A 24,929-nucleotide genomic window follows, 5' to 3' on the forward strand; every position below is an offset into this window, starting at 1 on the left:
CGTGGCTCTCCCGAACCTCAACGACCTTCTCGCGCAAGGTGTTTCGGGTCGTGGGGTGCTTGTCCGCTCCGACCTGAATGTGCCGCTGAACGACGGCGTCATCACCGACGCCGGCCGCATCACCGCGTCAGTTCCCACGATCAAGGCGTTGTCGGACGCCGGCGCCAAAGTGGTGGTGACCGCACACCTGGGACGCCCGGACGGCAAGCCGGACCCGGCGCTGTCGCTGGCGCCGGTTGCCACGAAACTGGGCGAGGAACTGGGTACGGACGTCCAGTTGGCCGCCGATGTCGTCGGCGAGGACGCCACTCGCCGTTCCTTGAGCCTGGCGGACGGCGATGTCCTGCTGGTGGAGAACATCCGGTTCGACCCAAGGGAAACCAGCAAAGACGACGCGCAGCGGCTGGAGTTGGCCAAAGAACTCGCTGAATTGGTTGGCGAGACAGGCGCATTCGTGTCTGACGGGTTCGGGGTGGTGCACCGCAAGCAGGCGTCGGTCTACGACGTCGCGACGCTGTTGCCGCACTACGCCGGCACGCTGGTCGCCGACGAAGTCGCGGTGCTCGAGCGGCTGACCGAATCGACCAAGCGGCCGTACGCGGTGGTCCTCGGCGGCTCCAAAGTGTCCGACAAGCTCGGCGTCATCGAGCAGCTCGCCACGAAGGCCGACAGCATCGTGATCGGCGGCGGCATGTGCTACACGTTCCTGGCCGCAATGGGATTGTCCGTCGGCACGTCGCTGCTGCAGACCGAGATGATCGAGACCTGCAAAAAGCTGCTCGACACCTACGCCGACGTCATCCGGCTGCCCGTCGACATCGTGGTGGCCGACAAATTCGCGGCCGACTCACCGCCGGAAACCGTTGCTGCCGAAGCGATTCCGGACGGCAAGATGGGGCTTGACATCGGACCCGGCTCGGTCGACCGGTTCACGAAGCTACTGGCCAACGCGGAGACGATCTTCTGGAATGGGCCGATGGGCGTGTTCGAGTTCCCCGCGTTCGCCGCCGGCACCAGAGGCCTCGCCGAAGTGATCGCCGCGGCGACCGCCAAGGGCGCGTTCAGCGTGGTGGGCGGCGGTGACTCCGCCGCCGCAGTGCGCGCGCTGGGCCTGCCCGAAGACGGCTTCTCCCACATATCCACCGGTGGCGGGGCGTCACTGGAATACCTTGAGGGCAAGACCCTTCCCGGTCTCGAAGTGTTGAGCAGTTGAGTAAAGGACCGTGGGTATGAGCCGCAAGCCGCTGATTGCCGGCAATTGGAAGATGAACCTCAACCATTTCGAGGCCATCGCACTGGTACAGAAGATCGCGTTCTCATTGCCCGACAAGTACTTCGACAAGGTCGACGTCGCGGTCATCCCGCCGTTCACCGACCTGCGCAGTGTGCAGACTCTGGTCGACGGCGACAAGCTGCGCCTCACCTACGGCGCCCAGGATGTGTCCACGCACGACTCCGGGGCCTACACCGGCGAGATCAGCGGAGCGTTTCTGGCCAAGCTGGGCTGCCACTACGCCGTGGTCGGTCACTCCGAGCGGCGCACCTACCACCACGAGGACGACGCGCTGGTGGCGGCGAAGGCCGCAGCCGCCCTCAAACATGAGCTGACTCCGATCGTCTGCATCGGCGAGCACCTCGAAGTGCGCGAGGCCGGCGAACACGTCAGCCACTGCCAGAACCAGCTTCGCGGGTCGCTGGCCGGGCTGTCGGCCGAGCAGATCGGCAAGACAGTGATCGCCTACGAGCCGGTCTGGGCGATCGGCACCGGCCGGGTGGCCAGTGCGGCTGACGCGCAGGAAGTGTGCGCCGCTGTCCGCAAGGAATTGGGATCGTTGGCCACGCCGCAGATCGCCGACTCGGTGCGCGTGCTGTACGGCGGCTCGGTGAACGCCAAGAACATCGGTGACATCGTCGCGCAGGAAGACGTGGACGGAGCCCTGGTGGGGGGCGCATCGCTGGACGGCGAGCAGTTCGCGACTCTGTCCGCCATCGCCGCCGGCGGCCCGCTGCCGTAACCGGCGCCGGCTACGGGTTGCGATCGTGGCACAGGCAGGCTTAGCTAATCGAAACCTAAAAGACGCACAGGTTTGTCCTGTCGTGCTCATAGCCGAGCCAAACAATCCCGGGGGAGACAATGTCGGTTCGCGACCGTAAAGCGCAGGCGCCGAAGCTCGGCCGCCGCCTCTTGGTAGGCGTTGGTGCGGGTGCCGGCGTGTTTCTTGCCGCAGCCGCGATGGCGACCGGATCCGCGGTGACCGCGGCCCCCGCCCACGCTGACTTCGAAGATCTGCTCGACCCGATCATCCAGCCGTTGCTGACGTCGTTCACCGACGCGGTTTCGGCCGTTGACCCCGCTGCGGCGCTGGACATCACCAGCTGGACGGACAGCTTGCTGGCCAGCCTGGGCAACTTCGACCTCGCGTTGCCGTCGACGGATTCGGCGCTGGCGGCCGCAGCGTCGTCGGCCGAGCCGGCTGCCGTCGCGACCTCGGCCACCTACGACCTTCCCATCACCCTGATGGAGGGCACCGAGCCGACCGTGCAGGCCTCGGTCGACGGCGGCACTTCACTGCCGGTGCTTGTCGACACCGGGTCCAGCGGCCTCGTCGTCCCTCTGACCGATATCACCGGCAGTAGCAACCTGCTGACGGAGTGGGACACACTGCTGAGTCTCGGGGCCCCCAGCAGCTTCGGCGAGAGTGGCTACAGCGGCGGTGTGGACTACATCTACCTGACTTACAACGACCTGCCGGTCTCCTACGCCGACGGCCTCACCACGAACGGCCCCGTCGAAGTCGAGGTCTACTCGTGGAACCCGTCTGATTTCGGAAGCCTATTCACCAATGACGCCTTCCAGAACTTCCTCGCCGGCAACGACTCGCAGGGCGGCATCCTGGGCATCGGCGACAACGTCAACGGCGGGGCCGGTGTGAGTCCGTTCGACAGCTACGGCAGTGCGCTTGTCGACCTGAAGAACGATCAACTGATCATCGGCGGCTCCAACCCGTACCAGTCCCTGGACAGCGTCGCCAACAACGGATCGACGCTGACCGGCCTGACCGAAACGGTGACGAACAGCAGCGGCGGCTCAGTCGGTTCCGCGACGGGCATCTCCGACGACCTCGACACCGGTGGCGTCCAGGGGACCATTCCGTCGACGATCTCCGGTGTCACCGCGGGTGACACCATCACGGTCAAGGATGGCGCCACGGTGCTGTACTCCTACACCGTCCCCAGCGGCGGGGTGCCGTTGTCGACGTCGGGCACCTCGATCGACAGCGGCTACTACGCGCTGGTAGACCATCCGCTCTACATCGACTACGCCAACGACACGACGTACATCGACAGCCTGACCTCCGCGACCTAGTCAGTACGACGCGCCGGGCGGCGCGGTGCGCAGGGGCCGTTACCTCAGGTTCTTTGAATTGGGTATGCGTGTGGGTTGATTTGCAGGGACCTCCCAGCTAGCTTAACGAAACCTGAAAGAAATACAGGTTCGTTAAGGTTCGTGGGCTCGTTCGCCCACCAACTCGTCGGGGGTCACTCGCATGGCACGTCGGTTGCGCAACAAGCTGGTCGGACTCGGCGCAAGCGCCGGGGCGGTGGCCGCCGCCGCCGCAGTGGCGATCGGGGCGCCCGCACCTGCGCACGCGGATTTCGAGGACCTGTTGGACCCGATCGTCCAGCCGATTCTGACGTCGCTGACGGATTCGGTTGCGTTGTTCGATCCGGCGGCAGCGCTGGACCTGACCAGCTGGACCGACACCCTGCTGGCCAGCCTGAACAGTTCCTTGGACGTCGCGTTGCCGGCTGCCGACACGGCCGCCGCCGCCGCGTCGACGGGTGGCGCTGAGCCCGCCGCGGACGCCGCCACCAGCTACACGCTGCCCATCACCATGCAGATCGTCACCGAGCCGACCATTCAGGCCGCGATCGGCGCCGGCGATGACTCGACGCTGCTGGTTGACACCGGCTCCAGCGGCCTCGTCATCCCGTGGCAAGAGCTCGGGAGCAACGACTTCTCGGCGCTGGAGGAGCTGTTCAAGCTCGGCCTGCCCGACAACTTCGGCTTCAGCGGCTACAGCGGGGGAGTCGAATACTTCTACCTCACCTACGACGGTGTACCGGTCGATTACGGCACCGACGGCACGGACGTGCTCAGCACGACCAGCCCCGTCGACGTCGAGCTGTTCTCATGGTCGACCAACCCGGCCAACATTTTCGAGAACTTCCAGAGCTTCCTCGCCAATAACCACGTCGACGGCATCCTGGGCGTCGGCCCGAGCACGGCCGGCCCCACGACCAGCCCGTTCGAAGGCTACGGCGGTGTGCTCGTCGACCTGGTCGGGCCGGAGAAGCAGCTGATCGTCGGGGGCGACAACCCGCTGACCGGCGGCACCTGGCTCACCGGATCGCCGATCGTCGGCGGCCTGACCGAGACCGTGACCCACGACGGTGTGGTGACCGGAACCGGGACGATCTCCAACGACCTCGACTCGGGTGGCGTCTACGGCACCATCCCGTCGTCCATCGCGCACTCCGGCGTCGCGTCAGGCGACACGATCTCGGTCTACCAGGGCAACACGCTGCTCTACTCGTACCAGGTCGGTACCGACAGCATCGGCCAGAGCACGGCACCGACGGTGATCTCGAGTAGCGCGATCGACAGCGGGGTCGTGCCGTTCTTCACCCACGAGGCCTACTTCGACTACGCCACCGACAAAACCTACTGGGGTCCGCTAGCCAGCTGACCTAACGACGACCGAATTTTTCAGTTCGGTATGAGTTCGCGTTCTCGACAGGAAGTAATACCCGGCTGAGCGCAGCCTTAGAGAATGACACGTCGCCACGCTGGAAAGTCGCTGCGCCGCTTCGTCTCTGGAGTGGGGGTTAGCCTCGGCGCGGTCGCTGCTGCGGCGGCGATCGCGACGGGTTCGGCGGCGCCGGGCAGGGCGGATTTCGAAGACCTGCTCGACCCGATCGTTCAGCCCATTCTGACCTCATTGACGGACTCGATCGAACTTTTCGATTCCGCGTTGGACCTGACGAATTGGGCCGACACCTTCCTCGCCAGCCTGGAGTCACTCGACGTCGCACTTCCGACAACCGATACCGCCCTCACCGCCGCAGCAACCGGTGCCGAACCGGCCGCGGCACTGGTCACCACCACTTACGACATCCCGATCACGATGGAGATCGTCACCGAGCCGACGATCGAGACCACGATCGGCGGTGTGGCGAACACCTTGCTGGTCGACACCGGCTCCGCCGGTTTGGTGATCCCCTGGACTGGGCTCGGCGAGACAGACCTCGCGGCGTTCCAGAATCTGCTCAACCTCGGCTTCCCGAGCGACTTCGGCATCAGCGGTTACAGCGGCGGGGTCGGCTATCTGTACCTGGTCTACGACGATGTGCCCACGGTGTACGGCGACGGCGTATTAAGCACGACCGGCCCTGTCGACGTCGAAGTGTGGTCCTGGTCCAACAACTGGCTGGATCCGTTCAACAACTTCCAGACCTTCCTGGACGCCAACCACGTCGACGGCGTCCTCGGCATCGGCGACAACGCCTACGGGCCGACCGTCAGCCCCCTGGAGAGCTTCGGCGGGGTGACGGTCGACATCCCCAACGGCGTGATGACCATCGGCCCGAACACCGCCGAGCCGTTGTTCACCGTCGACGGCGCGCCGATCACCACGTTGTACGAGACCGTAACGACGAACGGCGTGACGAACGGCACAAGTGTGCTCACCAACGTCGACTCCGGTGGTGTCTACGGCACCATTCCGGCGTCCATCGGCTCCAACCTGCAACAAGGTTCGCTGATCTCGGTCTACGACGAGCAGGGCGGCAATCTGCTCTACCAGTACACCGTGGGCACGGACAGCCTCAACCAGAGCACAGCTCCGACGGTCGTCTCCGGGACCTACGTCAACAGCGGTGTGGTGCCGTTCCTGAGCCAGGCGATCTACATCAATTACGACGACGGCACGATGTCCTTCTACGGCCCGACCGGCTGATACGTCTTGCTGGGCCGGTAAGGTGTCCTCCATGGAGTTGGCCCTGCAGATCACCCTGGTGATCACCAGCATCCTGGTGGTCTTGTTGGTGCTGTTGCACCGCGCCAAGGGTGGCGGTTTGTCCACGCTGTTCGGTGGCGGCGTGCAGTCCAGCTTGTCCGGGTCGACGGTGGTGGAAAAGAACCTCGACCGGTTGACGCTGTTCGTCGTGGGCATCTGGCTGGTCGCCATCATCGGCATGGCGTTGCGCATCAAGTACAACGCCTGATCGCAGGCCGAGAGTCGCGAGCGTCACCCTCACGCCGCACGAAAGGCGAAGTCGGCCAACCACCCCGATACTGGTAGGCATGGCTGAAGCACCCGACTCGCTCGAGCCCTTCGGCGCGGTGCAACGCACCCGCCTAGGTCGCGAATTGACCGAGCCGATGCGCGAAGACATTCGTCTACTCGGGACGATCCTCGGCGACACCGTCCGCGAACAGAACGGCGACGAGATATTCGATCTGGTCGAGCGGGCGCGACTGGCGTCGTTCCAGGTGCGTCGCTCGGAGATCGAACGGGCCGAGGTTGCCCGGATGTTCGACGGGATCGACATTCGCCGGGCCATTCCCGTCATCCGGGCGTTCAGCCACTTCGCGTTGTTGGCCAACGTCGCCGAGGACATCCACCGGGAGCGACGCCGCGCCATCCACGTCGCCGACGGTGAACCGCCGCAGGACAGCAGCCTGGCCGCGACGTACCTGAAGCTCGACGCGGCACACCTGGACACCGAGACAGTCGCCGACGCCCTGACCGGCGCGCTGGTTTCACCGGTCATCACCGCCCATCCGACCGAGACCCGTCGACGCACGGTGTTCGACACCCAGCACCGGATCACCCAGCTGATGCGGTTGCACGCTCACGGCAAGACCGAGACCGACGACGGCAACGACGTCGAGACCGAGCTGCGACGGCAAGTGCTGACGCTGTGGCAGACCGCGTTGGTGCGGCTTTCGCGGCTACAGATTTCCGACGAGATCGCGGTCGGGTTGCGGTATTACTCGGCTGCGTTTTTCGACGTCGTGCCGAAGGTCAACGCCGGCGTGCGCGAGGCGCTGCGCAGCCGCTGGCCCGACGCCGACCTGCTTTCCGAACCTATCCTGCGGCCGGGTTCCTGGATCGGCGGCGACCGTGACGGCAATCCCAACGTCACCGCGGATGTCGTGCGGCTGGCCACCGGTAGCGCCGCCTATACGGCGCTGAATTACTACTTTGCCGAGCTGAGCGCGTTGGAGCAGGAGCTGTCGATGTCGGCGCGCCTCGTCGCCGTCACCGACGAACTGACCGCGCTTGCCGAAGCGTGTGACGAGCCGGCCCGCGGCGACGAACCCTACCGCCGCGCGCTACGTGTCATCCACGGTCGGCTCACCGCCACCGCGGCGCACATCCTCGACTGGGAGCCGGACAATCTGCTCGATCTCGGCTTACCGCCGTATGCCACACCAGAGGAGATGCAGGCCGACCTCGACGTGGTCGATGCCTCGCTGCGCGCCAACGGAAGTAGGCTGCTCGCCGACGACCGGCTGGCACGGTTACGAGAAGCTCTGCACGTCTTCGGTTTTCATTTGTCCGGGCTCGACATGCGGCAGAACTCCGACGTTCACGAGGAAGTCGTCGCCGAGCTGTTGGCGTGGGCCGGTGTGCATCCGGATTACGCCTCGTTGAGCGAAGACGAGCGGGTGAACATTCTTGCTGCGGAGCTGGGCACTCGACGTCCGCTGATCGGCGACCGCGAACAGCTGTCGGAACTGGCTCGCAAGGAGCTCGCCATCGTATCCGCCGCCGCGCGGGCGGTGGAAATCTACGGCTCGGAAGCGGTGCCCAACTACATCATCTCGATGTGCCGCTCCGTCTCCGATTTCCTCGAGGCCGGGCTGCTGCTGAAGGAATGCGGGCTGCTCGACGCTGCGGCCGAAACGCCGTACGCGCCCGTCGGCATCGTCCCGCTGTTCGAGACGATCGACGACCTGCGCCGAGGCGCATCGATTCTCGAAGCGGCGCTTGACCTTCCGGTCTACCAGAGCATCGTCCGGGCGCGAAACGACAGCCAAGAAGTAATGCTCGGCTATTCCGACTCCAACAAAGACGGCGGCTACCTGACCGCCAACTGGGCGCTGTACCGAGCCGAACTCGACCTGGTCGAGTCAGCCCGCAAGACCGGTATTCGGTTGCGACTCTTCCACGGTCGTGGCGGCACGGTCGGTCGTGGTGGTGGACCGAGCTATCAGGCCATCTTGGCTCAACCGCCGGGCGCGGTAAACGGCTCGCTGCGGCTGACCGAGCAGGGCGAGGTGATCGCGGCGAAGTACGCCGAACCGCAGATGGCGCAGCGCAATTTGGAGACACTGCTGGCGGCGACCCTGGAATCGACCCTGCTCGACGTCGAAGGGCTCGGTGACGCTGCCGGGCCGGCCTACGAGATCCTCGACGAGCTGGCCGACCGCGCACAGCGCGCCTATTCCGAATTGGTGCACGAGACAGACGGATTCGTGGAGTACTTCCTGCAATCCACGCCGGTCAGCGAAATCGGTGCGCTCAACGTCGGCAGCCGGCCGACGTCCCGTAAGCAAACGTCGTCGATCTCCGACCTGCGCGCGATTCCGTGGGTGATGGCCTGGAGCCAATCCCGGGTCATGCTGCCCGGCTGGTATGGGACCGGCACGGCGATCGAAGAGTGGATCGCCGGCGGCGAGGGCCGCCTGGAAACGCTGCGCGAACTCTACGAGCGGTGGCCGTTCTTCCAGACCGTGCTGTCGAACATGGCACAGGTGCTCGCCAAATCCGACCTCGGTCTGGCGGCGCGTTACGCCGAGCTCGTCGAGGACGAGTCGTTGCGGCGCAAGGTGTTCGACAAGATCGCCGCTGAGCACCAGCGAAGTATCAAGGCTCATCAGCTGATCACCGGACAAGACAACTTGCTGGCCGACAACCCGTCTCTGGCTCGTTCGGTGTTCAATCGCTTCCCGTACCTGGAGCCGCTGAATCATCTGCAGGTCGAGTTGTTGCGCCGCTACCGCTCCGGCGACGACGACGAATTGGTTCAGCGCGGAATCCTGCTGACCATGAACGGGCTGGCCAGCGCGCTGCGCAACAGCGGATAGATCAACAGTGAATTACATTCGGCGCATTGCACTGCGACTCGGGCATGGTCTAGCGGCTACCGCGGCTCCGTAAGGCATTGAAGGCGTTGCGCACCGCGTGCTCGGTGACCGACAGCGGCGACATCACGGTCTCGCCGACGCCGACCATGTAGTCGATGCGCTCGACGATCGCCTCGACCGGCGCCACCAGAGTCACCAGCCGCTTCATCAGATCGTCAATCCGGCCGAGGGTGGCCTCGAAGTGGTCGAGCCCTTCGTCCAACCGGTCTACGGCGTTGTTCAGGTTGGTCAGTGAGGTGTTCAAATCGCCGAGGGTGTTGCCCAAGCCGCCCAAGACGTCCTCCAGCTGGTTGACGGTGACGTCGGCGTTCATCGCCGCCTGGGTGAGGGTCTTGATCCGCTGCCGCGCCGGGCGATCACCGGCGCTTCTATCTGCCATGCCGTCATTATGGCGGGCGAGGGAACCCGCGGTACCGCATATCCGTCTGATCGGATATGCACTCCCGAGATTGTGAACAGCACCGCGCCGCGGTGATCGGCCGCGCGATACCAGCCAACACCGCCGAGCGCCGCCAGGAGTACGAGCGCGGCTACGCGGACGGCATGGCCGAGCGGCGCGCCGGCTAAGACAGCTGGCTGGCGGCGTCCTTGTCCAGGAACCAGATGGTGTGCTCGCGACCGATCGCACCGGCCGCCGGGATCGACACCGGGTCGGCGCCACCCACTGCGGCGGCGACCGCTTCGGCCTTTCCGGCTCCCGACACCAGCAGCCAGACCTCGCGTGATCGCTGAATGGCGGGCAGCGTCAATGTGATTCGCAGCGGCGGCGGTTTCGGCGAATCCTCGACGTCCACCACGAGACGGGTCTTCTCACGGACGGCGGGGGTGTCCGGAAACAACGAGTTGATGTGTCCCTCAGGGCCCACACCCAGCAGGTGAACATCGAAATCCGGAGCCGGTTCTCCGGGGTCGGCGTTCGCGGCCAGGATCTGCTCATAGGCCAGCGCAGCGGCGGCCAGGTCGGTGCCGAACTCGCCGTCGGCGGCCGGCATCGTGTGCACATTGCGGGCCGGAATGTCGACGTGATCGAGCAGCGCCTCGCGGGCCTGCTTGTCGTTGCGTTCGTCGTCGTCCTCGGTGACGTAGCGTTCGTCGCCCCAGAACAAGTGGACGTTGGCCCAGTCGATCCGATCGCTCTGCGTGGCAAGGAAGCGCATCAGGCCATTGCCGTTCCCGCCGCCGGTCAGCACGATTTGCGCCTTGCCGCGTGCATCGATCGCTGCCGCGATCGCGCTGATCAATCGTTCGCCCGCTGCGGCAACCAAGGCGTCGCTATCGTCGAACGTCTGAACTTCTGGAGTCATCTGCGCCGCTCCTCCTCAGTAGCACCGCTCGTGCGGTGCGGCTCTGGCCCGCCGGCGCGACTCATGCGTACTCCACCCGGTCGATACCCTCGAGCGCCGCGTAGTAAATCGTGTCGGCATCCAGTCGCCGAAGATCCTCTGCGAGGCACTCGGGAACATCGCGACGCTGCAGCGGTACAAGCGCGTCCGGCTTGCCGGTGCGACTCAACGTCGCGGTGACCCCCTGCTGTGGCCGGCTGAGCACCACCGTCTCACTGGAACGCTCCAGTTCGACCTTCAGCTCGCCGACCACGCGGCGCACCGGCCCGTCGATGCGGCTGGCCAGCCAGCCGGCCAGTATGTCGAGAGCCGGTTCGTCTTTCAACCCGGAGACCAACGCCGAGGTGATCGGCTCGTAGGGCGGCTGGTCGAGCGCCGAGGCCAGCAGAGCCCGCCAGTAGGTGATCCGGCTCCACGCCAGGTCGGTGTCGCCCGGGGTGTAGCCCGGTAACCGGCTCTTGATCGCCGCCAGCGGGTTGGCTCCGTTGGTCGCGTCCGTTATTCGCCGAACCGCCAACTGGCCCAATGGATCCTGGGCTGGCACCTCGGGAGCCTCGCACGGCCACCAGGCCACAACGGGGATGTCGGGCAACAGGAACGGGATGACGACGCTGCCGTGGTGCCCAGCGAGCGGCCCGGACAGTCGCAGCACCACCACCTCGCCGGCCCCGCTGTCACCGCCGACCCGCAGCTGCGCATCCAGTCGTGCCTCGGTGGCATCGGTGTCGCCGTTGGTCACGGCGATCACCCTGCTCGGGTGCTCGTGACTGGCCGCGTTGGCGGCTTCGATCGACTCTTCGAGCAGCTTCTCGTTGTCTGTCGCGATGACAAGCGTCAGCACCCTTCCGAGGTTGACGGCTCCGGACTCTTCGCGCAGAGCGTCCAGCTTCTTGCTGACCTGATTGGTGCTGGTTTGAGGAAGGTCAAGGATCACGGGCGCCGCTCCTCCTCAGAACTGCGTACTGCATCGTCGACGGCGCGGATCACGGGCGCCGCCATTCACGTCCGGACCGGCGCAGCATCTCGAACGCCGACGCCGGACCCCACGTACCCGCCTCGTACGGATCGGGCTTGCCGTGTTCAGCCCAATGCTCTAGGGCGGGATCGAGGACCTTCCACGCCAATTCGACTTCCTCGTTGACCGGGAACAGCGACGGCTCGCCCAGTAGCACGTCGAGGATCAACCGCTCGTAGGCCTCCGGAGATTCCTCGGTGAACGCGGCCCCATAGGAGAAGTCCATGTTGACGTCGCGGACCTCCATGGCGCTGCCTGGAACCTTGGAGCCGAAGCGCAGCGTGACGCCTTCGTCGGGTTGGACTCGGATCACGATTGCGTTGGCGCTGAGCTCGTCGGTCATCGTCGCGTCGAACGGCAGGTGCGGCGCCCTCTTGAAGACGAGAGCAATCTCGGTCACTCTGCGCCCGAGGCGTTTTCCCGTCCGCAGATAAAACGGCACGCCCGCCCAGCGGCGGGTGTTGATCTCGAGAGTGATCGCGGCGAAGGTCTCGGTGGTGGACTCTTTCGAAAATCCCTCCTCGTCGAGGAGTCCGGCGACGTGCTCGCCGCCCTGCCATCCCGCGGTGTACTGGCCACGAGACGTGTTCTGGTCCAACGGTTCCGCCAGCTGTACCGCCGAGAGCACTTTGATCTTTTCGCTTTGCAACTCCGACGGATGGAAACTGACCGGCTCTTCCATCGCCGTGAGTGCCAGCAACTGCATCAGGTGGTTCTGAATGACATCGCGGGCCGCGCCGATGCCGTCGTAATAACCGCCGCGTCCGCCAAGGCCGATGTCCTCCGCCATGGTGATCTGAACGTGGTCGACGTAGTGCGCGTTCCAGATCGGGTCGAACAACTGGTTGGCGAATCGCATGGCCAGGATGTTCTGCACGGTCTCCTTACCGAGGTAGTGATCGATACGGAACACCGACTCTTCGGGAAAGACGCTATTGACCACCTTGTTGAGTTCGCGGGCGCTGTCGAGGTCGTGACCGAACGGCTTCTCGATCACCACCCGTCGCCAGCTGCCGTCCTGCGCGGTTGCCAGATCGGCCTTCTGAAGTTGTTCCAGCACCGCGGGAAAGCTCTTCGGTGGGATGGCTAGGTAGAAACCGTGATTGCCGCCGGTGCCGCGCTCGGCATCCAGCTTCTCCAACGTCTCGGCCAGTTGGGCGAAGGCCGCGTCGTCGTCGAACGCGCCCTGAACGAAGCGCAACCCCTCGGCCAAGCGATCCCAGATCACCTGCCGGAACGGTGTCCGGGAGTGGTCTTTGACGAGCTGGCAAACCTCGTTGGCGAACGCCTCGTCGTCCCAATCGCGTCGGCCGAATCCGACGAGGGAAAACGCCGGCGGCAGTAGACCCCGGTTGGCCAGGTCGTAGATGGCGGGCACGACCTTCTTGCGAGCCAGGTCGCCGGTCACGCCGAAGATCACGACCGCGCACGGAGGCGCAATCTGGGGCAAACGTTTATCGCGTTTGTCCCGCAAGGGGTTGTGCCACTGCCCGTCGGCGCGGCTCATTTGTCGGAGGAGTCAAGCTGCTTTTGCGTCTCCTCCAGCAGCTCACTCCACGACTCCTCGAACTTCTGCACCCCTTCGTTCTCCAGAACGAGGAAGACGTCGGTCACGTCGATGCCGACCGCGTCGAGTTTGTCGAAGACCTCCTGAGCGGACGCGGCCGTCCCGGTCACAGTGTCACCCGACACCACTCCATGGTCGGCCACGGCGTCAATTGTCTTCTCCGGCATGGTGTTCACCGTGTTGGGGGCGACCAGCTCGGTGACATAGAGAGTGTCCGAGTAGTCGGGATTCTTCACGCCGGTCGAGGCCCACAGCGGGCGCTGCACCCGAGCCCCGTCGGCTTCGAGTGCGGCGAATCGTTCCCCGCCGACGAAGTATTCCTGGTACGCGGCATAGGCTAGCCGGGCGTTGGCCACAGCGGCCTTGCCGCGCAGCTCGAGGGCTTCCGGAGTGTTGATCTTCTCCAGACGCTTGTCGATCTCGGTGTCGACGCGTGAGACGAAAAACGATGCCACCGAATGGATCTTGGACAGGTCGTGACCGGCCGCCTTGGCCTGTTCAAGACCGGCCAGGTAGGCGTCCATCACCGCGCGGTGACGCTCGACCGAGAAGATCAGGGTGACGTTGACCGAAATGCCCTCGGCGAGGGTGGAAGTGATCGCGGGAAGGCCGGCCTCAGTCGCGGGGATCTTGATGAACAGGTTTGGCCGGTCGACGATCTTCCACAGCTCGATTGCCTGCTTGGCCGTCTTCTCGGCGTCGTGTGCCAGCCGCGGGTCGACCTCGATCGAGACGCGTCCGTCGACGCCGTCGGAGTTCTCCCATTGCGGGGTGAGCACATCGCACGCGTTGCGGACGTCGTCGGTGGTGACCGTCCGGATCGTGGCGTCGACATCGGCGCCGCGCTCGGCCAACTCGGCGATCTGGCCGTCGTAGGCGTCGCTTTCGGCGAGCGCCTTCTGGAAGATCGACGGATTCGTGGTGACCCCGACGACGCTCTTGGTGTCGATCAGCTCTTGCAGGTTGCCGGACTGCAGGCGCTGGCGGGACAGGTCGTCCAGCCAGACCGAGACACCCGCGGCGCTCAACGCGGCGAGATTGGGATTCTGAGTCATCGAGTTTCCTTCGGTTAGTTGTCGATTGTTCGTTCGGCGGCGTCGACGACGGCTTCCGGGGTGAACCCGAACTCGCGGAACAAAGTCTTCTCGTCGGCGGATTCCCCGTAGTGCTCGATCGAAACGATCTCACCGGTATCGCCGACCAGTTTGTGCCAGCTCTGCGCAATGCCGGCCTCGACCGCGACGCGGGCCGACACTGACGGCGGCAGCACGCTGTCGCGGTACTCCTCGGACTGAGACTCGAACCACTCGACGCATGGCATCGACACCACCCGAGCCACGATGTCCTTGTCCGCCAACAGTTTCTGCGCTTCGACAGCCAGCTGAACCTCGGAGCCGGTGGCGATCAGTACCACGTCCGGCTCTTGATCTTCGCTACCGCCAGCCCCTGTATTAAGGATGTATCCACCCTTCTCCACGCCCTCGAAGTTGGTCCCCTCGAGAATCGGGACACCCTGGCGGGTCAGGATCAGGCCGACCGGACCGCTGCCGTTGCCGCGAGCCAAGACGCTGCGCCACGCGTAGGCGGTCTCGTTGGCGTCGGCGGGCCGGACCACCGACAGCTTGGGGATGGCCCGTAGTGCGGCGAGGTGCTCGATCGGCTGGTGTGTCGGGCCGTCCTCGCCGAGCCCGATCGAGTCGTGGGTCCAGACGTAAATGGTGTCGATGTCCATCAGCGCGGCCAGTCGCACCGCCGGTCGCATGTAGTCGGAGAACTGCAGGAACGTACCGCCGTAGGCGCGGGTCGGACCGTGCAGCACGATGCCGGACAGGATCGAGCCCATCGCGTGTTCGCGGATTCCGAAGTGCAGGGTGCGGCCGTACCAGTCGGCCGTGTAGTCCTTGGTCGAAATCGATGGCGGCCCAAACGATTTCACGTTGTCCATGGTGGTGTTGTTGCTGCCGGCCAAGTCGGCCGAACCGCCCCACAGCTCGGGTAGATGCGGGCCGACCGCGTTGAGCACCTTGCCCGACGCGGCGCGCGTGGCCAGTGGCTTGTCACCGGGCTCCCAGTGCGGAATGTCGGCGTCCCAGCCGTCCGGCAGCTCCTCGGCGGTCAGGCGGTCCAGCAGCTTCTTGCGCTCGGGGTTGCGCTCAGCCCACGCCTCGAAGTCGGTGTTCCACTTCTCGTGGGCCTCTTTGCCGCGCTGCACGAGCCCCCGAGTGTGGTTGATCACCTCGTCGCTGACCTCGAACTTCTTCTCGGGGTCGAAGCCAAGTTCCTTCTTGACCGCCGCGACTTCTTCGTCACCGAGCGCCGAGCCGTGGGCCTTGCCGGTGTTCATCAGCTTCGGTGCTGGATAACCGATGATCGTCCGCAGCGAGATGAACGACGGCTTGTCGGTGACGGCCTTCGCGTTGGCGATGGCCTCTTCGATCCCGACGACGTTCTCACCGCCCTCGACGCGCTGAACATGCCAGCCGTAGGCCTCATAGCGCGCGGCGGTGTCTTCGCTCAGTGCGATGTTGGTGTCGTCCTCGATCGAGATCTCGTTGTGGTCGTAGAACACGATCAGATTGCCCAGCTGCTGTACACCCGCCAGCGACGACGCCTCAGAAGTCACGCCCTCTTCGATGTCGCCGTCCGAGGCGATCACGTAGATGTAGTGGTCGAACGGGCTGGTTCCCGGCGCCGCGTCGGGGTCGAACAGGCCGCGTTCGTAGCGGGCGGCCATCGCGAAGCCGACCGCCGACGCCAAGCCCTGACCGAGTGGGCCCGTCGTGATCTCCACGCCCTTGGTGTGCCGGAACTCAGGGTGCCCGGGCGTCTTGGATCCCCAGGTGCGCAGCGACTCGATGTCAGACAGCTCGAGGCCGAAACCGCCCAGGTACAGCTGCAGGTACAGCGTCAGGCTGCTGTGGCCGCACGACAAGATGAAGCGGTCGCGGCCCAGCCAATGCGGGTCACTGGGGTCATGCACCATCGCCCGCTGGAACAACGTGTACGCCAGGGGGGCGAGGCTCATCGCCGTTCCGGGATGTCCGTTGCCCACTTTCTGCACCGCATCGGCGGCCAGCACCCGGATGGTGTCGACCGCGGCCGAATCGACCTCGGTCCAGTCATCCGGGTGGTGCGGTTGGGTCAGGGTCGAGATGTCTTCGAGTGTGGTCACGTACTGAAGTCCTCGGGTTCGGCGTCGGCAGAATTTTCTGTGGAAAAGGTCCACGTCCACCCTAATGCCGGAATGTTGCCGGCGCGTAGAAGGATGTTTCACCTGTCGACTGTTCAGGCCCCGTCAACTCCCTCGTTGGGCGTCGCAGCTTGCCGATTGGCTGTCAATGGACCCTGCGGTGCATGCTGGGCAAGTTGTGCCGTCTACCATCGTGCGTAGTAGAAGCTGCGCGCTGCTGTGATCCGAGGAGTCATTGCGTGAGCATTCGCGAGCGCGTTGCGCCGAGCCGAGTCAGCGGCACATTGCTGGCCTATTTGGCGCTCACCAAGCCGCGGGTCATCGAGCTGTTGCTGGTCACCGCGATTCCGGCGATGTTGTTGGCCCACCGAGGCAGCGTGAATCCACTGCTGATTTTCAACACGCTGGTCGGCGGCATGCTGGCGGCCGCCGGGGCCAACACGCTGAACTGCGTGGCTGACGCCGACATCGACAAGAAGATGAAGCGGACCGCGCGGCGACCGTTGGCGCGCGCGACGGTGCCCACCCGCAATGCCCTGATCTACGGGCTGGCGCTCAGCGTCGCATCGTTCGCGTGGCTGTGGTGGACTACGAACCTGCTCTCAGGCCTGTTGGCGGTGGGCACGATCGCGTTTTACGTCTTCATCTACACGCTGCTGCTCAAACGCCGCACGTCGCAGAACGTGGTGTGGGGCGGCGCGGCCGGCTGCATGCCGGTGATGATCGCCTGGTCGGCGGTTACCGGCACGATCGGCTGGCCGGCGCTGGTCATGTTCGCGATCATCTTCTTCTGGACGCCGCCGCACACCTGGGCACTCGCGATGCGCTACAAGGAGGATTACCAGGCCGCTGGAGTCCCGATGCTGCCGGCGGTCGCGACGGAACGTCAGGTCACCAAGCAGATCCTGATCTACACCTGGTTGACGGTCGCGGCGACGCTGGCCCTCGCACTGGCCGCCGGGTGGCTCTACACCGCCGTCGCCGTCGTGGCGGGCGTGTGGTTCTTGGCAATGGCACATCAGCTGTACGCCGGCGTGCGGCGTGGTGAGCCGGTCAAGCCGTTGCGGTTGTTCCTGCAATCCAACAACTATCTCGCCGTGGTGTTCTGCGCCCTGGCGCTCGATTCGGCGCTCGCGCTGCCGACGCTCCTGCGGGTCTAATCCAGAGCGGCAGGTCGCGGACCTGCGAATACCCCATACCCCGACGGGGTCTTGCGACTACGACGCGGCGTAGTTTTTAGTGACCCATTGTGATGAGGCCATGACCGCGCCGATCTGGATGGCGCTACCCCCGGAAGTGCATTCGACGTTGCTCAGCAGCGGCCCCGGCCCCGGTTCGCTGCTCAGCGCGGCCGGCGCCTGGTCGGCGCTGAGTGCCGAATACGCCGACGTCGCCGACGAACTGACCGCGATGCTGGCCGGGGTGCAGGCCGGCGCCTGGCAGGGGCCCAGCGCCGAGCAGTACGTCGCCGCCCACGCGCCCTACCTGGCGTGGCTCACCCAGGCCAGCGCGGACAGCGCCGCCGCTGCCACCCACCACGAAACCGCGGCCGCGGCGTACACCGGGGCGCTGGCCACCATGCCGACACTGCCGGAATTGGCGACCAACCACGTGGTGCACGGGGTGTTGACCGCAACGAATTTCTTCGGCATCAACACCATCCCGATCGCGCTCAACGAGGCCGACTACGTCCGCATGTGGGTCCAGGCGGCCACCACGATGAGCACATACCAGGCCGCCGCCGGAGCGGCCCTGGCATCGGTACCACCGGCTGTGCCCGCACCTCGAATCGTCGCCGCCGGCGGCGAAACCACCTCCGCTACAACGCAAGCCGCCGCTGCCGTCGCCGACACCTCGTGGCAGGACCAATTGGCGCAGATCATCAGCGACTTCACCCAGCAGGTGACCTGGCCGCTGGGCAAGTTGCTCTATCCGAACGGCTGGCCCATCGACGCGGTGTCCTTCGCGACCGGCCTCAGTTCGGCGTTGCAGCAGATTCCGGGCATGACCCCGGCGCTCGCCGGAGCACTCGGCTGGGGAGTGTTCCACTCCGCAGTCCTCTTCTATCCCTTGGTGCAAGCGGCGCCGCTGTTACTGGCGGTCGCGGTTCCCGTGACCGCGCTTGCGGGGTTCGGCGGCCTCGCCGGGCTTGCCGGGCTTGCCGGTATCTCCGGCGCGGCCCTCCCGCCCGTCGTCACCTCGCCCGTTACCCCGGCCATGCCCGCACCGGTGAACACGGCGCCGTCGGTCTCCACCATCGGCGGCCTGGGAACCAGCGGCGGCCATGCACCATCCGTGGCGAGTTCTCCGGCGCCGACCACGATGACCGCGAGCGGGGGTCCGCCGGCCGGCGGGGGTCCAGGCTTCGCGCCGCCGTACGCGGTGGGCGGCGCTGCCCTGACATCGGCGGTCAGCGCGCGGGCCAAGACGCACGAGCCGACGTCGCGGGGCGCGTCGAAGGCTCCAGCGCCGGCCGAGGCGGTGGCCGCCGGCGTCACGGACCGAAGCCGGGCACGCAGGCGTCAGCGTGGCCGATTGCGCTCGCACGCCCATGAATTCATGAATATCGGAGTCGAGCCGGACTGGATCGTCTCGCCCGAGGCCTCGGATCGAGGGGCGGGACCGCTCGGCTTCGCCGGAACGGTGCGTAAACGCGGTGAGCCGGCGGCGGGGCTAGCCACGCTGTCCGACGAGGGGTTCGGCGACGGGCCGACTCTGCCGATGCTGCCGAACACCTGGGCCGGATCGGAGCCCAGTTGAGGTTCTTCTCGCGCATACCCCCTACCCCTACCGAGTCTTGAGCTACGACACGTCGTCGTATTCACTCTGTTCGTGACTCAGACATGTGTGCCGGCTCGGTGGTGGATGTGAGGTCATGACCGCCCCCGTATGGATGGCCGCTCCGCCCGAGGTGCACTCGGCGTTGCTGAGTAGCGGCCCCGGTCCCGGTTCGCTGTTGGCCGCGGCCAGCGCATGGACGGCGTTGAGCACCGAGTACGCCGCCGTCGCCGCCGAACTCAGCGACGTGCTTGCCTCGGTAGAGGCCTCCGCCTGGCAGGGCCCAAGCGCGGAGCGCTACGTGGCCGCCCACATTCCCTACCTGGCGTGGTTGATGCGCGCCAGCGCCAAGAGCGCGGCCGAAGCCACACAGCACGAAACGGCGGCAGCGGCCTATACCGCGGCGCTGGCGGCCATGCCGACACTGCCGGAATTGGCCACCAACCATGTGGTGCACGGTGTGCTCGTCGCAACGAATTTCTTCGGCGTCAACACGATCCCGATCACGCTGAACGAGGCCGACTATGCGCGCATGTGGGCTCAGGCCGCGACCACGATGACGACTTATCAGGCGGTTTCGGCCACGGCGCTTGCCGCGGCACCGCAGACCGATGCGGCACCGCCGATCGTGACCTCGGCCAGTGCGCAGCAGCCCGCCGACAGTGGCAGCGACGGCTCGACGCAGGACATCATCGACGACGACTCCGGTGACCCATACCAGTTGAGCTGGTACGTCAACCGGATCACCGAGATCACCGACACCCTGCAGCGAGACATCACCTTGCTCGCGCAGAACCCGGCCCAGGGCCTGACCCAACTGTCGGCCGACATCGGGGGACTGGTGGCCGACGAGGTCGGCCACCTCGGAGAGTTTCTCAGCGCATTCCCCGAGCTATACGCGCTGCCGATCCTTGCGCCGGTGGTGCTCACCGGCGGCGTCGCCGGTGTGGCCGGACTGGCCGGGATTCAGGTCGATGCAGCGCAGCTGCCGGCCGACATCGCAGCGCCGGTTCCGCTCTCGTCGCCGGTGCCGGCTCTGAGCGGCAGCCCGGTCGCGATCGGTGTGGCGGGTGCGCCGACGCCGGCGCCCGTCTCGTCGCCGGCCCTCCCGGCCAGCACCGTCGCCACGACGGTGCCGTCGACGCCGGTTCCGCCCGCAACCGGGCCAGGGTTCGTACCGCCGTATCTGGTGGGTCCGCCCGGGATCGGATCGGGTTCGGGGATGACCGGCAGTGCCCGCGCTGGCGAGGCAAAGAAAGCCGCGCAACCCTTCGCCGCGGGCGCCGCCGCCAGCGCTGCCGAAGGTGGGCAACTCCGGTCACGACGACGCCGGCGTGCGGGAGTACGCGGGTACGCTCACGAGTTCATGGACATGAACATCAACGTCGATCCGAATTGGGCCGGGTCGACGGCGGCGTCCGACCGCGGTGCCGGACCGTTGGGGTTTGCCGGCACCGTACCCAAACACGCCACGGCCGCAGCGGGTTTGGCTACGCTCGACGAAGACCATTTCGGTGGCGGCGCGGTGCTGCCAATGGTGCCGGGCACCTGGAAAGCGGAAGCAGGCGGAGCGCAAGACTGATGCGGCAGCGCCCATCGGGCATCCACACCCAGGCGTCGCTGGCCTGGCTGCTCGACCCGCTGCCCGTCGACACCTTCCTCGACGAGATCTGGGGCAGGTCGCATTATCACGTGAGCCGCGACAGCCCGAACTATTTCACCGGGCTACTCGAAGGGGCCGACTCCGTCGATGCTCTGCTCGCGGTGTTCCGGCCGCACCTGTCGCTGGTCAGCCTGGTCCGAGGGGCCGAGCGCAAAGAACAGTATGTGTACCGTCGCGCCGACGGGGCTTTCGACGTCGCGGCCATCGGCCAGGACTTCGCCGACGGGTACACCATCGTGCTGGAAAGCGTCCAGCGATATGTGCGCCCCATTGCGAGGCTGGCACATGCCATCGATGTCGAGCTCGATTTCGCGACTCAGGTCAACGCCTACTTCACACCCCCGCAGTCACGGGGCTTCGTCGCGCATTGCGACGACCACGACGCGCTGGTCGTGCAGATTCAGGGATCGAAGATCTGGCATCTGTACGAAGGCATCGACGTGGCGCCGCACCGAATATCGAGCCAGGGGCCTGTGGCACCGGGGGAGCTGCCCGCGCCGACCGACGTGTGCCTGAAGACCGGCGATGTGTTGTATGTGCCGCGCGGCCGAGTCCACGCGGCCGAATCGACCTCGGAGCTGTCGGCGCACTTGACGGTCGGCTTGCACGCGCCGTCGCTTCTGCTGCTGGCAACCCGAATGCTCAATGCACTCAACAACACTGACGATCGTATTCATGCTCAGCTGCCGCCTCGTTTCCTGTCCGATCCGGAAGTTCGGACGCATCTGGACGCGTTCGCACAACACATCGCCGAGCGGTTCAGCGATCCCGAAACCCTTGCCGGAGCACTTGATTCGCTGCAGGCCGACCTAGTCAAGCGCGGCCAATGCCAACCCTTGGGTGCGGGGATTGCCGACGCCGTCGACGTCGACGACCGGACCGAAGTGCTGAAGTGCCAGCCACTGTATTGCCGGGTGACCGACAATGCGAGTGGCGTGGCTCTGCACTTTGCGCAATCGGTCGTCAACGCGGGCCCCGATTACCGGGAAGCCCTGCAATTTCTCGCTGAAAGTACTGAGCCGCTGCGGGTTTCGGGCGTCCCGGGGCTCGGTGAGGCGGAGCGAATCGAGCTGGTCCGCACCCTGATCTTGCAGGGTTTCCTCATCCGGCTGACCAGCGAGTGATGGACGTCTCCGACCTCGCCCGCTGGACGCCGGTCAGATTCAACTTGTCCACTCCGTCTCCGACGGTCGACTGGGCCGATCTCTCGGCCGAGCGGTTCAGCGAGCCGTTCTTCGACCAGACCGTCGGCCGCTGGTCCAGGGGTCCCCGCGCCCAGCCGCTGGTCCGTACCGGGCTCGACGTCTTGGCTGCCCTGGACAACGAGCCCTCACTTGACCCGGCCGGGCTGATCTTTCACTTTTCGCGATGCGGATCGACCTTGGTGTCTCAGCTGCTGTCGACGGTGCAGGGAGTGGTGGTGGTCGCCGAACCCTCGCCTCTGAACGCGCTTCTAGGGCTGGATCCCGCACGAGTGGACGGTGCGACCCTGGTTCGGGTGGTGCGGCTTCTGCTGCGAGCCTTGGGCCGCCGCCGCCACGGTGACGAGGAGCACCTGGTGCTCAAGTGCACTAGCTGGAACATCCGCCGCCAGGAGATACTCACCGCGGCCTTTCCCGGCACCCCGTGGGTGTGGGTTCAGCGTGACCCGGCTCAGGTGGTCGCGTCACTGCTGGCCGGTCCGCCGAGGTGGCTCGGAGAGCACACGCCGCCGGCGGAGACGGCGCTGCGCTTTGGCATCGACCCGGCCGACGTGCCAGCCATGAGCCGAGCCGAGTTTGTCGCCCGGGCCTTGGGCGCAATGCTGTGGTCCGCCAGTGCCGGCCCCGCCGGTCGGATCTGCGTCGACCACGCTGAGTTGCCTGCCGCAGTGTGGCAGCGCGTCGCGCCGCATTTCGGCATCGACATCGACGAGGCGGCAATTGAGCGCATGACGCAACGGTCGCGGTACTCATCGAAAGATGCTGACCCACAAATTTTTTCACACGGCCAGCAACAAGCGGCGCTGGTGACTGAAGAGGTGAGGGAAGCCGTCGTGCGCTTTGCCGAAGCCGGCTATCGCGTATTGGGCTCGCGCCCGTAGCCCACTAGAGGGCTCGCCGTCGTCTGCTCGGGTTTCCAATCGCCCCACCCTGTGCTAAAAATGCTAATGAAAATCATGTTCATAATGGTGATCGGAGGGCTACCGTGACATTGCGCGTCGTTCCAGAGGGCCTGCAGGCCGCCAGCGCGCGCATTGAAGCCCTGACGGCCCGACTAGCGTCCGCTCAGGCCGCGGCGGCGCCGGTCATCACCGCGGTGCTGCCGGCGGCGGCCGATCCGGTCTCGGTGCACACCGCCGCCGGGTTCAGCGTTCGCGGCGGCCAGCATGCACTCGCGGTGGCCCAAGGTGGCGAGGAGCTCGGTCGTTCGGGCGTCGGTGTCGCGGACTCGGGCGCCGGATACGCCGCAGGCGACGCAGCGGCAGCGGCGTCGTACTCGGGCGTCTGGGGCTGACAATGACGGCGCCCGTCTACATGGCTGCGCCACCAGAGGTGCACTCCACGTTGTTGAGCAGCGGCCCCGGGCCCAGCTCGCTACTCGCGGCCGCGGGGGCCTGGAATTCGCTGAGCGCCGAATACACCTCTATCGCCGAGGAACTCAGCACGGTGTTGGCCGAGGTGCAAGCGGGCGCCTGGCAGGGTCCGAGCGCCGAGTCGTTCGTCTCGGCCTACGTCCCCTACCTGGCATGGCTGACGAAGGCGAGCGCCGAGAGCTCCGTGGCGGCTACCCAACACGAGACCGCAGCCGCTGCCTACACCGCTGCGCTGGCGGCCATGCCGACGATGCCGGAGCTGGCCACCAACCACATCGTGCACGGCGTGCTGCAAGCCACCAACTTCTTTGGCATCAACACGATTCCGATCGCAGTCAACGAAGCCGACTACGCCCGGATGTGGGTCCAGGCCGCCACCACGATGAGCACGTACCAGGCCGTCGCCGACACCGCTGTCGCGGCGACCCCGACCACCGACACCGCGCCTCCGATTCTCAAATCCGATGCCGCGCAACCGGCGGACAGCTCCGACGATGACGGTGGGGACAACCCGCTGGGACTCCCGCAGTGGCTCGTGGACGATCTGGAGAAACTTGGTATCGGCAACAGCCAGCTCGCCCACGACCCCACGGTCGACACACCTTTTGACGACGCGCTTGCACAGTGGCTGCAGAACTTCGGCTACAACTGGGATCCCGCGGCGGGCACTCTCAACGGGGCAACCTACGACGCTTACACCAATCCGGGCCAGGTCTCGTTCTGGGTCGCTCGCGCACTCGAGCTCACCGAAGACTTCCAGTACTTCGGCCAACTGCTGCAACAGAATCCGATCGAAGCCATCCAATGGTTCATCAGCTGGCAACTGTTCGACTTTCCCACCCACATCCTGGAGGTCGCAAGCTTCCTGTCGCAGAACCCGGCGCTGTTCGTCGCCTTTGCCCCCGCACTGAGTCCCCTCGCGGCCAGCGGCGCGGGACTAGCCGGCCTCGCGGCATTGGCACAACCGGTAATTCCTTTGGCTCCAATCGATTCCGTGGCAATGACGCCGCTGTTGTCGGTGGCGGCGCCAGCCCCGGCAGTGCTCGCCTCGTCGGTTGCGCCCAGCGCGCCGGCGCCTTCACCCACATCGGCGACCGCCGCGAGCGCCCCAGCCGCGACCTCGACGCCGACCGCCCCTTCCGCACCAGGTGCCGGACCCGGCTTCACACCGCCTTACATCGTCGGGGGACCAACCATCGGGTCAGCGCTCAGCGCCCAGGCCAAGAGCCAGGAGCCGACGTCCCGAGGCTCCTCGAAGGCGCCGGAGATGGCCGCGGCGGCCGCCGCTGCCGCGGCGAAGCGTCCGACCCGGCGGCGTCGCCGAACCACGACGCGCGATCGTTACGACGACTTCGCTGACATGAACGTCGATGTCGATCCCGAATGGAATCCTGTGACGGAGTCGTCGGATCGCGGCGCGGGTCCGCTGGGATTCTCGGGGACCGTGTCGAAGGCCGGTGAACAGGCGTCAGGATTGGCTACGCTGAGCGACGACGGTTTCGGAAACGGGCCGACGATGCCGATGCTGCCGAACACCTGGCCTGCGGAAGAGTCGCCGGCCGACTGAAAGTTTCTGTC

General features: G+C 65.9%; 21 protein-coding genes. 15 read left to right on the forward strand and 6 right to left on the reverse strand.

Features of this window, described 5'->3' with window-relative positions; translation table 11 throughout:
• Nucleotide 1 precedes the first annotated feature (1 nt).
• The 7 genes from MKK62_RS20675 to ppc all read left to right on the forward strand — a co-directional run bounded on the left by MKK62_RS20675 (nucleotide 2) and on the right by ppc (nucleotide 9,160).
• The gene (locus MKK62_RS20675) at nucleotides 2-1,213 is read left to right on the forward strand and encodes a phosphoglycerate kinase (protein WP_240258087.1); all 1,212 of its coding nucleotides are present in this window, start codon (nucleotides 2-4) and stop codon (nucleotides 1,211-1,213) included.
• A 16-nt stretch (nucleotides 1,214-1,229) separates the two neighbouring features.
• The gene (tpiA, locus tag MKK62_RS20680) at nucleotides 1,230-2,015 is read left to right on the forward strand and encodes a triose-phosphate isomerase (protein ID WP_240258086.1); all 786 of its coding nucleotides are present in this window, start codon (nucleotides 1,230-1,232) and stop codon (nucleotides 2,013-2,015) included.
• Between the two features lie 119 nt (nucleotides 2,016-2,134).
• Nucleotides 2,135-3,367, forward strand: coding sequence for a hypothetical protein (locus MKK62_RS20685; RefSeq protein WP_240258085.1), 1,233 nt, complete (start codon nucleotides 2,135-2,137; stop codon nucleotides 3,365-3,367).
• Between the two features lie 181 nt (nucleotides 3,368-3,548).
• Complete coding sequence (locus tag MKK62_RS20690; protein WP_240258084.1) at nucleotides 3,549-4,751, forward strand: hypothetical protein; 1,203 nt, start codon at nucleotides 3,549-3,551, stop codon at nucleotides 4,749-4,751.
• Nucleotides 4,752-4,835: 84 nt separating this feature from the next.
• On the forward strand, nucleotides 4,836-6,020 hold the full coding sequence (locus tag MKK62_RS20695) for a PecA family PE domain-processing aspartic protease (protein WP_240258083.1): 1,185 nt from the start codon (nucleotides 4,836-4,838) through the stop codon (nucleotides 6,018-6,020).
• A gap of 31 nt (nucleotides 6,021-6,051) precedes the next feature.
• Nucleotides 6,052-6,288 (forward strand): preprotein translocase subunit SecG, encoded by a 237-nt coding sequence (gene secG, locus MKK62_RS20700; protein WP_240258082.1) that lies wholly within the window; start codon nucleotides 6,052-6,054, stop codon nucleotides 6,286-6,288.
• Between the two features lie 79 nt (nucleotides 6,289-6,367).
• Nucleotides 6,368-9,160 (forward strand): phosphoenolpyruvate carboxylase, encoded by a 2,793-nt coding sequence (gene ppc / locus MKK62_RS20705; protein ID WP_240258081.1) that lies wholly within the window; start codon nucleotides 6,368-6,370, stop codon nucleotides 9,158-9,160.
• A 49-nt stretch (nucleotides 9,161-9,209) separates the two neighbouring features.
• Here the strand turns inward: ppc and MKK62_RS20710 are convergent, their stop codons facing one another.
• Nucleotides 9,210-9,599: an ATPase gene (locus tag MKK62_RS20710; protein WP_240258080.1), complete on the reverse strand. Its 390-nt coding sequence runs from the start codon at nucleotides 9,597-9,599 to the stop codon at nucleotides 9,210-9,212.
• A gap of 56 nt (nucleotides 9,600-9,655) precedes the next feature.
• Between MKK62_RS20710 and MKK62_RS20715 the strand changes: the two genes are divergently transcribed.
• Nucleotides 9,656-9,787: a hypothetical protein gene (locus tag MKK62_RS20715; protein WP_260060443.1), complete on the forward strand. Its 132-nt coding sequence runs from the start codon at nucleotides 9,656-9,658 to the stop codon at nucleotides 9,785-9,787.
• On the opposite strand, the gene pgl is transcribed toward MKK62_RS20715, so the two are convergent.
• The 5 genes from pgl to tkt all read right to left on the reverse strand — a co-directional run bounded on the left by pgl (nucleotide 9,784) and on the right by tkt (nucleotide 16,317).
• Nucleotides 9,784-10,524 (reverse strand): 6-phosphogluconolactonase, encoded by a 741-nt coding sequence (gene pgl / locus MKK62_RS20720; protein WP_240258079.1) that lies wholly within the window; start codon nucleotides 10,522-10,524, stop codon nucleotides 9,784-9,786. The genes MKK62_RS20715 and pgl overlap by 4 nt on opposite strands.
• A gap of 61 nt (nucleotides 10,525-10,585) precedes the next feature.
• The gene (gene opcA, locus MKK62_RS20725) at nucleotides 10,586-11,497 is read right to left on the reverse strand and encodes a glucose-6-phosphate dehydrogenase assembly protein OpcA (protein WP_240258078.1); all 912 of its coding nucleotides are present in this window, start codon (nucleotides 11,495-11,497) and stop codon (nucleotides 10,586-10,588) included.
• A gap of 49 nt (nucleotides 11,498-11,546) precedes the next feature.
• Nucleotides 11,547-13,085, reverse strand: coding sequence for a glucose-6-phosphate dehydrogenase (zwf, locus tag MKK62_RS20730; RefSeq protein ID WP_240258077.1), 1,539 nt, complete (start codon nucleotides 13,083-13,085; stop codon nucleotides 11,547-11,549).
• Nucleotides 13,082-14,200, reverse strand: a complete 1,119-nt coding sequence (gene tal, locus MKK62_RS20735; protein WP_240258076.1) for a transaldolase — start codon at nucleotides 14,198-14,200, stop codon at nucleotides 13,082-13,084. The genes zwf and tal overlap by 4 nt, the downstream gene beginning before the upstream one ends.
• Before the next feature lie 14 nt (nucleotides 14,201-14,214).
• A complete protein-coding gene (tkt, locus tag MKK62_RS20740) occupies nucleotides 14,215-16,317 on the reverse strand; it encodes a transketolase (RefSeq protein ID WP_240258075.1) in 2,103 nt (700 codons plus the stop codon).
• Between the two features lie 257 nt (nucleotides 16,318-16,574).
• Here tkt and MKK62_RS20745 point away from each other — a divergent pair, with 257 nt between their 5' ends.
• The 7 genes from MKK62_RS20745 (at nucleotide 16,575) to MKK62_RS20775 (ending at nucleotide 24,918) form a co-directional block, all read left to right on the forward strand.
• On the forward strand, nucleotides 16,575-17,495 hold the full coding sequence (locus MKK62_RS20745) for a heme o synthase (protein ID WP_240258074.1): 921 nt from the start codon (nucleotides 16,575-16,577) through the stop codon (nucleotides 17,493-17,495).
• Nucleotides 17,496-17,595: 100 nt separating this feature from the next.
• A complete protein-coding gene (locus MKK62_RS20750) occupies nucleotides 17,596-19,095 on the forward strand; it encodes a PPE family protein (protein ID WP_240258073.1) in 1,500 nt (499 codons plus the stop codon).
• A gap of 115 nt (nucleotides 19,096-19,210) precedes the next feature.
• Entirely contained in the window at nucleotides 19,211-20,695 is a 1,485-nt protein-coding gene (locus tag MKK62_RS20755) for a PPE family protein (RefSeq protein WP_240258072.1), read from the forward strand.
• Complete coding sequence (locus MKK62_RS20760; RefSeq protein ID WP_240258071.1) at nucleotides 20,695-21,900, forward strand: JmjC domain-containing protein; 1,206 nt, start codon at nucleotides 20,695-20,697, stop codon at nucleotides 21,898-21,900. Before MKK62_RS20755 ends, MKK62_RS20760 begins: the two co-directional genes overlap by 1 nt.
• Nucleotides 21,900-22,859, forward strand: a complete 960-nt coding sequence (locus MKK62_RS20765; RefSeq protein WP_240258070.1) for a hypothetical protein — start codon at nucleotides 21,900-21,902, stop codon at nucleotides 22,857-22,859. Before MKK62_RS20760 ends, MKK62_RS20765 begins: the two co-directional genes overlap by 1 nt.
• A gap of 104 nt (nucleotides 22,860-22,963) precedes the next feature.
• On the forward strand, nucleotides 22,964-23,272 hold the full coding sequence (locus tag MKK62_RS20770) for a PE family protein (RefSeq protein ID WP_240258069.1): 309 nt from the start codon (nucleotides 22,964-22,966) through the stop codon (nucleotides 23,270-23,272).
• Between the two features lie 2 nt (nucleotides 23,273-23,274).
• Entirely contained in the window at nucleotides 23,275-24,918 is a 1,644-nt protein-coding gene (locus MKK62_RS20775) for a PPE family protein (RefSeq protein ID WP_240258068.1), read from the forward strand.
• Nucleotides 24,919-24,929: the final 11 nt, after the last annotated feature.

The organism is Mycobacterium paraterrae (genome assembly GCF_022430545.2).
GTDB classification, from domain to species: domain Bacteria; phylum Actinomycetota; class Actinomycetes; order Mycobacteriales; family Mycobacteriaceae; genus Mycobacterium; species Mycobacterium paraterrae.

Excerpts from the sequence above, each read along its gene's own strand:
- MKK62_RS20690 (WP_240258084.1), top strand. The coding sequence starts at position 3,549 with ATGGCACGTCGGTTGCGCAACAAGCTGGTCGGACTCGGCGCAAGCGCC.
- MKK62_RS20695 (WP_240258083.1), top strand. The coding sequence starts at position 4,836 with ATGACACGTCGCCACGCTGGAAAGTCGCTGCGCCGCTTCGTCTCTGGA.
- MKK62_RS20755 (WP_240258072.1), top strand. The coding sequence starts at position 19,211 with ATGACCGCCCCCGTATGGATGGCCGCTCCGCCCGAGGTGCACTCGGCG.
- MKK62_RS20760 (WP_240258071.1), top strand. The coding sequence starts at position 20,695 with ATGCGGCAGCGCCCATCGGGCATCCACACCCAGGCGTCGCTGGCCTGG.
- MKK62_RS20775 (WP_240258068.1), top strand. The coding sequence starts at position 23,275 with ATGACGGCGCCCGTCTACATGGCTGCGCCACCAGAGGTGCACTCCACG.
- MKK62_RS20750 (WP_240258073.1), top strand. The coding sequence starts at position 17,596 with ATGACCGCGCCGATCTGGATGGCGCTACCCCCGGAAGTGCATTCGACG.
- MKK62_RS20765 (WP_240258070.1), top strand. The coding sequence starts at position 21,900 with ATGGACGTCTCCGACCTCGCCCGCTGGACGCCGGTCAGATTCAACTTG.
- secG (WP_240258082.1), top strand. The coding sequence starts at position 6,052 with ATGGAGTTGGCCCTGCAGATCACCCTGGTGATCACCAGCATCCTGGTG.
- pgl (WP_240258079.1), bottom strand. The coding sequence starts at position 10,524 with ATGACTCCAGAAGTTCAGACGTTCGACGATAGCGACGCCTTGGTTGCC.
- tpiA (WP_240258086.1), top strand. The coding sequence starts at position 1,230 with ATGAGCCGCAAGCCGCTGATTGCCGGCAATTGGAAGATGAACCTCAAC.
- MKK62_RS20710 (WP_240258080.1), bottom strand. The coding sequence starts at position 9,599 with ATGGCAGATAGAAGCGCCGGTGATCGCCCGGCGCGGCAGCGGATCAAG.
- ppc (WP_240258081.1), top strand. The coding sequence starts at position 6,368 with ATGGCTGAAGCACCCGACTCGCTCGAGCCCTTCGGCGCGGTGCAACGC.
- zwf (WP_240258077.1), bottom strand. The coding sequence starts at position 13,085 with ATGAGCCGCGCCGACGGGCAGTGGCACAACCCCTTGCGGGACAAACGC.
- tal (WP_240258076.1), bottom strand. The coding sequence starts at position 14,200 with ATGACTCAGAATCCCAATCTCGCCGCGTTGAGCGCCGCGGGTGTCTCG.
- MKK62_RS20685 (WP_240258085.1), top strand. The coding sequence starts at position 2,135 with ATGTCGGTTCGCGACCGTAAAGCGCAGGCGCCGAAGCTCGGCCGCCGC.
- MKK62_RS20715 (WP_260060443.1), top strand. The coding sequence starts at position 9,656 with ATGCACTCCCGAGATTGTGAACAGCACCGCGCCGCGGTGATCGGCCGC.